Source organism: Micromonospora sp. NPDC049580, from assembly GCF_040675595.1.
In the GTDB taxonomy this organism is placed as follows: Bacteria; Actinomycetota; Actinomycetes; order Mycobacteriales; family Micromonosporaceae; genus Micromonospora.
In genome coordinates this window covers 1-1381 of sequence record NZ_JBFAPG010000804.1, presented here as the reverse complement: position 1 = coordinate 1381, position 1381 = coordinate 1, and the positions used below count along the sequence as shown (strand labels likewise).

1 protein-coding gene and 1 tRNA gene are annotated in these 1381 nt (G+C 68.1%); one reads left to right on the top strand and one right to left on the bottom strand.

The annotated features are described in order from the left end of the window. Positions 1-83 precede the first annotated feature (83 nt). Positions 84-1067, bottom strand: coding sequence for a zinc metalloprotease (locus AB0J68_RS32210; RefSeq protein ID WP_354854971.1), 984 nt, complete (start codon positions 1065-1067; stop codon positions 84-86). Between the two features lie 202 nt (positions 1068-1269). On the opposite strand from AB0J68_RS32210, the gene AB0J68_RS32205 reads away from it, so the two are divergent. After that, a tRNA-Gly gene (locus AB0J68_RS32205) sits at positions 1270-1343 on the top strand. Positions 1344-1381: the final 38 nt, after the last annotated feature.

Here is a 1381-nt window from a genome sequence, read left to right as displayed (position 1 = left end):
CTACACCCGGGTGTGTATACAAAAAATACGGGGGGTCCTGCTATGTGTTCGACGGAGCCGGCACCAGGTGTACGCGAGGAGAGCTACGCCGCGCGGTACGCGTTCCACGCGGTCAGCATGCGGCTCGCCTGCCCCGGGGTGAACTGGTACATGCACGAGTCGTAGGTGTAGTCCATGAAGTTGGTGATCGGGTCCAGGCCGGTCGCCGAGCAGGTGTTCCGCCCGGTCGGGCACTCGTACGCCGGCGACGCCTCGGCCGGGGTGTCGCTGACGCTGTCACCGGAGCCGCCGCAGCCACCCTGGAAGGTGTGGTAGAGGTTCAGCCAGTGACCGATCTCGTGGGTGCCGGTGTCGCCCTGGTTGTAATTGGTGGCGGTGCCGCCCGGCAGGGACTCGTTCAGCACGACCACGCCGTCCATGGTGCTGAGGTTCTGCTGCGGGAAGGTCGCCCAGCCGAGCAGGCCGCCGCTCAGCTCGCCGAGGTAGATGTTGAGCGTGTTCTTGCCGCCCACCCGCAGCGACGACTTCATCGACCGCTCCGCCGACGAGCCGTTGACGATCGGGTACCAGGACGGGTTCGTCACCCGGTTGATCTTGTCGAGCCGGAAGGCGAAGGCGGTGGCAGCGCCGCCGGTTCCGCCCGCGTAGGCCTGGTTGAGCACGCTGATCTGCGAAGTGATCATCGAGTCCGGGATGTTGCCGCCGGCCCGGGTGCTGTTCTCCTGGATCACGTGCACCACCACCGGGATGGTGACGGTGGCCAGCGTCGTGGCGCCGGCGCCGGCCCGGAAGTTGGCGCGCTCGCGCAACGCCGCCGCGAGGTCGGCGTCGCGTTCGCGGACCTGCTTCGCGGTCAGCTCGTTCGGGTCGTGCGTGGCCGCCGCGCCGGGCTTCACCCGAGCGTTGGCGTGGCTGTCGGCCGGCTCCGCGCAGGCGCCGCCCGGCGCCGCGGAGAAGGCCGAAGCAGCCGGAACGACGCCCACCGCAGCGGTGCTGAGCAGCAGCGCGAGGGTCGTCGACGCGACACCGGCGGCACGCCGGGTCAGCAGGTTGGGACGGAGTCCCATGGGCCCACCTCTTTCTGGCGGCGTGACAGGGGGTGTGTCACGCCGTGGCTGAAACGTGTGGCAGACGTTACAACCCATCGACACATTTGAGAACGCCCATATCTTGCCGTCACGAAACTTTTTCCGAGGTGACGGCGTCCCGCCGGCGCGTGGGGGTGGCTGGGTGCACCGGTTCGACGACTCGGGTACAGTGGTGCCGCCCGCGGGTGTAGTTCAATGGCAGAACATCAGCTTCCCAAGCTGACAGTGCGGGTTCGATTCCCGTCACCCGCTCCACGACCGAGGCGCTGACCAGGACGAGAGTCCCGGTCAGC

Coding starts and splice junctions, on each gene's coding strand:
- AB0J68_RS32210 (WP_354854971.1), bottom strand. CDS start 1,067: ATGGGACTCCGTCCCAACCTGCTGACCCGGCGTGCCGCCGGTGTCGCG.